Annotated in this window: 6 protein-coding genes; all 6 read left to right on the forward strand. The window is 53.8% G+C overall.

Going from position 1 to position 7,261, the window contains the following annotated elements:
* Positions 1 to 54 precede the first annotated feature (54 nt).
* The gene (locus NUW46_RS20210) at positions 55 to 1,653 is read left to right on the forward strand and encodes a DNA sulfur modification protein DndB (protein ID WP_418142108.1); all 1,599 of its coding nucleotides are present in this window, start codon (positions 55 to 57) and stop codon (positions 1,651 to 1,653) included.
* Positions 1,654 to 1,751: 98 nt separating this feature from the next.
* Positions 1,752 to 2,129 carry a hypothetical protein gene (locus NUW46_RS20215; RefSeq protein WP_418142109.1) on the forward strand — a complete coding sequence of 126 codons (378 nt, stop codon included), beginning with the start codon at positions 1,752 to 1,754 and terminating at the stop codon, positions 2,127 to 2,129.
* Positions 2,130 to 3,053: 924 nt separating this feature from the next.
* Positions 3,054 to 3,176 (forward strand): hypothetical protein, encoded by a 123-nt coding sequence (locus tag NUW46_RS20220; protein WP_274540928.1) that lies wholly within the window; start codon positions 3,054 to 3,056, stop codon positions 3,174 to 3,176.
* Between the two features lies 1 nt (position 3,177).
* Complete coding sequence (locus NUW46_RS20225; RefSeq protein ID WP_418142110.1) at positions 3,178 to 4,065, forward strand: hypothetical protein; 888 nt, start codon at positions 3,178 to 3,180, stop codon at positions 4,063 to 4,065.
* 698 nt (positions 4,066 to 4,763) lie between these two features.
* Positions 4,764 to 5,441 (forward strand): hypothetical protein, encoded by a 678-nt coding sequence (locus NUW46_RS20230; protein WP_418142111.1) that lies wholly within the window; start codon positions 4,764 to 4,766, stop codon positions 5,439 to 5,441.
* Between the two features lie 68 nt (positions 5,442 to 5,509).
* A partial coding sequence (locus NUW46_RS20235; RefSeq protein WP_418142112.1) for a ParB/RepB/Spo0J family partition protein occupies positions 5,510 to 7,261 on the forward strand: 1,752 nt, incomplete at its 3' end.

The raw sequence follows: 7,261 nt of genomic DNA on the forward strand, positions 1-7,261 counted from the left end.
GGCGAAAGCCCCCATGTTTCCGCCCAGAAACTCTCAGAACCAGAGGAAAATACCATGTTCTACGTTATTGCCTTGGAGCGCGTTACCATCACTAAGTCCTTCTCCGAGACTTTCGAGGAGGGAAAAATCATTAGTCGCCACAAGAGTCAGGAGACAGCCGACGAGCGGTGGCGAACCCTACAGCGAAAGGCTGATTATCCCGAGCGCATTGCCATGATTGACGCGCCTTATGGGCACGCTGTTGGCGATGTGGTCCCAAGTTTGGTGGCCCAGGCAAAGCAGGAGCGGCACGAACGTTTGGGCTTGAGCCTGGCACGAGACCTAATTCTTCAAGAGCGAGGCACACCAATTGAGCGGCCGGATTTCTTCGCTTCCTGGTTGGAAGATCTTGGTCTGACTGTAGATGAGCTCAAGGCTGAGTTCGGAGAGCGCGCAGCAGCCAAGCTAGACGAGGAAGAGGCCCAGCGCCAGGAGTTTGCCGAGCGTATGGCGCGAATCAATGCCATCGAGGCTAATGTGTCGGAGCGCTCTGAGATCACTTACAGCTTCCCAGCCGTGAAAGGAATTCAGGCGGGCAATGAGTTCTATACCGCCCAGATTCCTTTTAAGTGCCTGGTGAAGTTGTTTCGATTTGATGAGGATACCTTGCCACCTGAAGCGCGGGCCCAACGTCATCTTAATGAGCGCCGTGCTCGGGATATCGCTGATTACATCCTTGAGAATCGTCACGAATACGTCCTGCCGGCAATTACGGCGAGCGTGAGCAGTGAAATGGCGTTCGAAGGTTTGCAGGTTTCTGGCGCCGGCGCTCGGGTGGGGGTTCTTCACATTCCAATGGACGCCGTAATGCTGATCAACGATGGCCAACACCGGCGCCGGGGCATCGAATTGGCCCTGGAATCCATGCCGATCCTGGGTGAGGAAACCGTCTGTGTGACTTTGTTTTTTGATCAGGGATTGAAGCGGAGCCAGCAGATGTTTGCCGACATCAATGCAAACGCCAAGAAACCGAGTAGCTCGCTGAGTGCTCTGTATGACCAGCGGGATCCGTTCAATGGGTTTGTTCTGGATCTGCTCAAAGAGATTCCTGAATTTCGGAGCCGGGTTGAATTTGAATCGGGCAGTGTGGGCCCGAAGAGCTTTAAGCTGTGGAACCTGGTGAGCTTCAAGAAATTCATTTCCAATCTGACCGACCTTACCAAACGGAGCATTGTCGATTACGACGAAGCCTACCTGAGAGATGCGAAAGAAGGCGTCATTCTTTTTCTTGAAAAGGCGCGCGCCCATGTACCGATGTGGGATCTGATGCTATCAGGGAAGATTTCCGCGCAGGAGCTACGTGAGCAATACGTGGTCGGGCATGCCGTGTTCCTGGAAGCCCTCGGGTTATACGGTGCTGAAATTGTGAACAAATACTTGGTGTATGGGAAAACGGAGGGCGTGGATAGGTTTGAAGCAATGGAAAAGCTGGAAAACCTGGTACCAGATAGGACCGCTCCGGTTTGGGAAGGTCGGTGTGTGGTGGCTGGCCGGATGCAGAAAACATCCGATGGGGTCAAAGGTACTGCTGCCACTCTGATGGGGTTGTGCGGTATGGCCCTCACGCCGACAGTGGCCGAAACTGAAATGCGAGTCGGTTCGCTGCTCAAATAAGGGAAAGGATCCGGCCGGAGTTTCCGGCCGGAAACTGATAGGGGAGGGGAGTGATGTTTGTGCCTTATAGGGAGCGAAGCGTCCAGGTCGGAATGAGAGTGCGCGTCTATCGCAATTTGTTAAAGCCGAATTTCTTTTCCATTCAGGCGATGGAAGGCCCTGATAAGGGCAAGGTGGTTGGCTACGCACGGGCCGTGGGTCTGGAGAATGTCCGGTTTGTCGTGTCCAAAAAAACATGGGAGAGAGTAATCTCCGAGGGCGTCCGCACCGTGTTCGCCTTTGCCGATGGTGCCCTAGTGGATTGTTTGGAAGCGCTACCGGCGGGATTCGATGAACGAATCACCTTGATGCCGTTTGAGCGCTGCTATTTTTTCAACCGACAGCGACCGGAAATTCCCGTCACCGAAGCCGCGCGCGGCTATCTTTTCGGTGCCGATTTCTGGGGCGCTGCCGAGCCCGCAGGGCTGGACCTTTAATGGGTCCAGCCCACCCTTCGGGAAAAGAAGGCGCATCCTTCCGGCCACGCTTCGCTGGATGAGCTATTCGTTGATCCCGCGTTGCGGGACTAACCCCCCCCCTCTAAATCCTGACTTCTCAGAGATCCCACCGCGCCGATATTTTTGAAATTCCAACCGGACTGCCTCACCACGCAAGATAGCCGTTCAATTTCTGCATTTCAGTAGCCCCGATATGAGGCGCAAAAAGCGACTCGCCAACTTTTTCAGTCCACGAAACCTTGTTGTATTGAAAGCTCTGAAAATCGTAAGGCCGGTCGCCGAAAGGACGGGGTGTTTCCGTTGATGTCGGTTAAAGCGAGCTTTTTATAAATAGAGATTACCTGGACCGAATTACGAGCAGGCAGTGGTGGGTGAATACGTTTTTGCAGCCTGAAGCGAGAACAGTGTCCAACGGTATAAATAGGTTACGAAATATTGAAAAAGAGCGAGGTAATCGAATGAAAGAAAGCAAAGTAATAGATATCGGATTGAACAAGCTGGCTGCGACGATTGTCACCGTGGGCTTGGGCTCTATGGGAACGATGGTGGCATTTGGGGCTTCGACCTGGTGGGTAGTCGTACCTGTCTTAGTCGTGGTCGCGGGTTTGGCGATTTGCACTAGGTCATTTTGGTGGCGTCGCTGAATATCAGCGGCGCAAGCCTCAGCCGATCAGGGATTGGTTGTACCGATACTGTCGAATACCTATGGTTTCCCTGGGAAAATGCATTGTCGACGCACGAAAAGCCACAGTTACTAAATGAGTGCTTTTCATGAACTATCAAAAATTATCTAACCTATTGTGTTAAAACATATAACCGTTGAATTTGGCAATTCTGTACTCTAGAGATTAGGGCGCAGTCAGTTTAAATTCGTTGCATGCTTGATAAACAGGAGCCTGCAACATGACCGATTCACCAACCTGGTTGGAAAGCTTTATCGCTGCAGCCAATGGTATGCCCACAGAGAATTTAGCCATACTCTCGATGGCCCTAGTGGCGCTCGCCGTGATTTATAAAGGACTTTGAGATGAGCGACGAAAGCACAAGTTTGAAGGTAGATCGCTTTTCGCCAATGCCCCGTCATTGGCTGGGCAAGGTGGGGGGCTCTCCTTGGCTTTTGGCAAGTGCGACACGTGTGGAGCGTTGGGAGGTGATGTTGGGGCTGCCTTTGCCGTTAGGGCTCCCTCGAAAGCCGACCCCTGGCGAGGTTATTGCCGCATTAAAGATCTATATTGCGTTGGTGGCGATGGCCGATGACAAGAAACAAGAGAGGAACGCGGGTAAGCACTGTTTGCGAACCACCTACGAGGAAATCCAACTGTATCTCAAGCTGTCCAGGGCGATGGTGTGCGAAGGTCTCAAACTGCTGGAAGCTGCAGACGCGATCGAACGGCTGGGGTACAAACCTCTGGTTTACAGAATCAAGGGGCTGGATCCGAAGAAGCCGGAGGAGTGGAAAGGACACGTCAAATTACCGAAGGGGCATTTGTTTGGTATGCGCCGCTACTCGAGTGACCTTCCCATCATGCTTGCGGATTATCCGAGTCGAGGGAAAGCGGCGATGAATGGCCTGGTGATATACCTGCTTCTGCTGTCAGTGTGTCAACGAGACACCAACGTTTCACTGATTTCTTACGATCAGATCCAGAAGCGAGCAGGGCTTTTCAGCAAGGATGTTCGGCAGGCGATCGATATTCTGGTCAATCACGATTTGATCTCTGTTCTGAGAGTGACGGACGAAACCACGCTTGAAGCATTTGGATTGCCTTTGCCTACTCAGGCGCTTAAAGGCAGCCCGAATGTGTATCTGATCAAAGGTGTGAAAGGGCGGAGGTACAACGAACGGATCAATACGTTGGGAGATTATGTGACGCTGGCAACCAGCCAACAAGCCAAGCAGGACTTCTCTCAGTGAGGCATGGCCTTTGGCGCGCCCTTCGGGGCGGGCTTCTCCGGGTTCGCTATTCGCTCATCCCGCCGTTGGCGGGACTGACGCCCTCCGTATCCCTCGCGCTTCCGACCTCCGGCCGGTAAAGGATCCCCGCTGATCGCGGGGCCCCTGAAGTCGGATCAACAGACGCTTCGCGACTGTTAAGACGATCCTCCAGGAGCGAGTGGCTGTGCCACACGCTCTAAAAGCAGGGTGAAGTGCTTCCCGCAGATCGATCCCGACCCCCATCAACCTTTATGCACCCTCAGACACCAGGACGACCCTCACAAGGTCTACTCGCTGCGCTGCGTTCCACCTTGCAAGGCTCGCCCCGGCGTCTGCTTCGACGGGTGCGGTTGATGGGCGGTCGGGATCTCACGACAGGGCAGGGGCCTGGTCAGCATTCACCAACGATGCGGCGGCGAAGCCGCGCTGAATCTAAGTCGGGCTCTGCCCGATCCCGGCGGCATCCGGACAATCAAGATCATCACACTGCAAAAGACAAGTCTGGCGTTAGACGAAGATGCACAAAGAGGGCTGATTTATATGGGTTTTTATTCTTTGAAAGGTATACAAAGAGATTGACAGACAGGGAAGGAAAACCGATAATAATCACATGGTCAGCGGGGTGCTGGCCTCCGGGTTCGCCGCCGGTTATCGAGGCGAGTTAGGAGATTCCCACCATGTTGAAAGTCATTTCTACCCCTCATCTGGAAAACCGTGCGGCTTGGGTAATGGCCTTTGAGCTGCGAGACCTTTTCGTAGCCCAGCCTGCCGCTCACGTTCGTCGCTACGGTCTGCACAAAGACGATTTCAACCTTGTCATCACTGACACAGCCGAGGCCATGAGCCGTGGCAAGACTCTGAACCGCTTCAGTTTGGGCGGTAACGAGTCGGACGTGATGGATTTTCTGGCGATCTGTGGCTGGTCACTGAAGAAGGTCCTGGAGGTTTGCGCGGCCTTCTATTGTGAGCCAACCAAGCATGTGCGCCTTCGGGATACGTTGAAGCTTTGGGGCTATCAGAGGGACGCGAAAATCGAATTTTGCCCGTTTGCTGCACAGCGGGTGAACCCACTGCAAAAGCTGCCCAAGAAATGGACGATTCCCCACGTCGTTCGCCTTTTGGCTCGGGATACCGATGCTCGGGTGAAAACTCAATGGGAGCTCACCGACGATTACAAAGCCGATGCCGATCGCAATTTTGGGCGCGACCATCTGCCGGATCGTTTGGCTCTGTTGCGTGAGTTGGTTGAGGCCGGATCGGCTTGGCGGATTCATGAGGACCATGAGGGGCTGTCCATTTCCCATGGTCAGCGCTCATACGCGATTCACCTCCCTGATCGGCTGATCGCCGCTTAACCCATGCGGGGGCGAGAGCCCCCAACGGTTTCCGGACGGAAACACCCAACTGACAAGGAACTGACACCATGGAACAGAACATCAAATTGAACGCCCTCACAATCTCTGAGAAGAACGTTCGTAAGGTATCGGCGGCAGATGTAGAGGATCAGCAGTTAATCGCTTCTATCGGCTCTCAGGGGCTGCTACAGAACTTGATTGTTGTGAAGTCGAAGAAGCGCGGTAAGTTTGAGGTTGTCGGCGGTGGCCGCCGTCTGGCTGCGTTGCAGCATTTGGCAGAGAACGGCGACATTGCGAAGGATTACCCTGTGCGCTGTGTGGTGAAAGATCAGACCGACGCCACCGAGGCCTCAATGGCGGAAAACTTGAAAGCGGCAATGCACGACGCGGATTGGTTTTCGGCCTATATGCAGTTGAACGAGCAGGGCATGAGCGCCGAGGACATTGCCAAGAAATTCGGCCACAGCGTGACGGATGTTCGCAAACTGTTGAAGCTCGGCGGGGTGGCCCCGGTGATTTTGCAGGCTTTCCGTAATCGGGAACTGGATAAAAAGGAGGTCATGGCCTTCACCGTTTCCGACGATCAGGAAAAACAGGCGGCGGTTTTTGCTGAAATGAAGGAGGGCTATGGCTTCTCGGCGTGGGAGATTCGTTCTCGTTTGCTGCCTGAGAATGTTCGAAGCACCGAGCCTATGGCTGTGTTTGTGGGCTTGGAAGCCTATGAGCAGGCCGGTGGTAGTGTGGCGTCCGATCTGTTCCAGGAGGTGACCTACCTCAACGATCCGGAGCTTTTGAAGTCGTTGGCAGAGGCCAAGATCGAGCGACTGGTGGCTGAGAAGAAGGTCGAGGGCTGGAAATGGGTGGAGTATACCTTTGGTGGTTTCTGGTCCTCACCGTTTGCCAGCATGAGGCGCGTGGAGCCGGAAATTGAAGTGGACCTGCCCGAGGCGTTGAGCGCCCGACTGGCCGAGATCGATGGCCGTTTGAATGTCTTGAATGAGAAGCCGATGCCGGAATGGACAGAGGAAGAGGATGAAGAACACGACCGACTGACCGACGAAGAAAGGGATTTGCAGGAGCAGAAAGAAAACTCTCGAGTATTTTCCGTAGGGCAGAAGGCGGAGGCGGGCGTTCTCATTCTGATTGGACGGGAAGGGGAGCCGGAATACCGCGAAGGTATTGTGAAGCCCGAAGACGGTGAGAAAGGTAGCGAGGGCGAAGACGAGCAGGGCGCGGTTGATGTTCCTAAGAAACCGGACGAAAGCGCGGCGCTCTTGAGTGATCTGAGTGCTTATAGCTTGCAGGCCCTGCAAGCTGATCTGATGGATTCACCGGAACTGTGCTTTGATTTGTCGGTGTTCAATATGGCGTTGCAGCGTGTGGCACAAAGCTTCCTCCGACTCTGTGACATCAGTGTTCAGTGGGCCGAGTTCAGTCCCAAGGACATCCTGGAAACCAAAGCCGCCGAAAAGATTCAGAAAACGCGAGACGGTTTGAATCTGGTTTGGATGAATGAGGAAACCGAGGCGGATATGTTCAGGGCGTTCCAATCACTGACGATGCCGGACAAGCTGGCGATTCACGCTTTTTGTGTCGCTCAGTCGCTGCGTTCATCCAGCTCGGTCATTGCCGAACTTGTGAAAGAGCAAATCAACTTTGATTTAAGCGCTCTCTGGCAGCCGACCAAGGAGAATTATTTCAAGCGGGTCAAGCGCGAAAAGCTGTTGGATATTCTGGTAGAGCTTAAAGGCACCGATCTGGCAGCAGGTATGGCAAATGCCAAAAAGCGCGATTTGGCTGAGTTGCTGGATGGTCTTGAG

This window comes from Marinobacter sp. MA (assembly GCF_048298425.1).
In the GTDB taxonomy this organism is placed as follows: Bacteria; Pseudomonadota; Gammaproteobacteria; order Pseudomonadales; family Oleiphilaceae; genus Marinobacter; species Marinobacter salsuginis.

Excerpts from the sequence above, each read along its gene's own strand:
- NUW46_RS20210 (WP_418142108.1), top strand. The coding sequence starts at position 55 with ATGTTCTACGTTATTGCCTTGGAGCGCGTTACCATCACTAAGTCCTTC.
- NUW46_RS20225 (WP_418142110.1), top strand. The coding sequence starts at position 3,178 with ATGAGCGACGAAAGCACAAGTTTGAAGGTAGATCGCTTTTCGCCAATG.
- NUW46_RS20230 (WP_418142111.1), top strand. The coding sequence starts at position 4,764 with ATGTTGAAAGTCATTTCTACCCCTCATCTGGAAAACCGTGCGGCTTGG.
- NUW46_RS20220 (WP_274540928.1), top strand. The coding sequence starts at position 3,054 with ATGACCGATTCACCAACCTGGTTGGAAAGCTTTATCGCTGCAGCCAAT.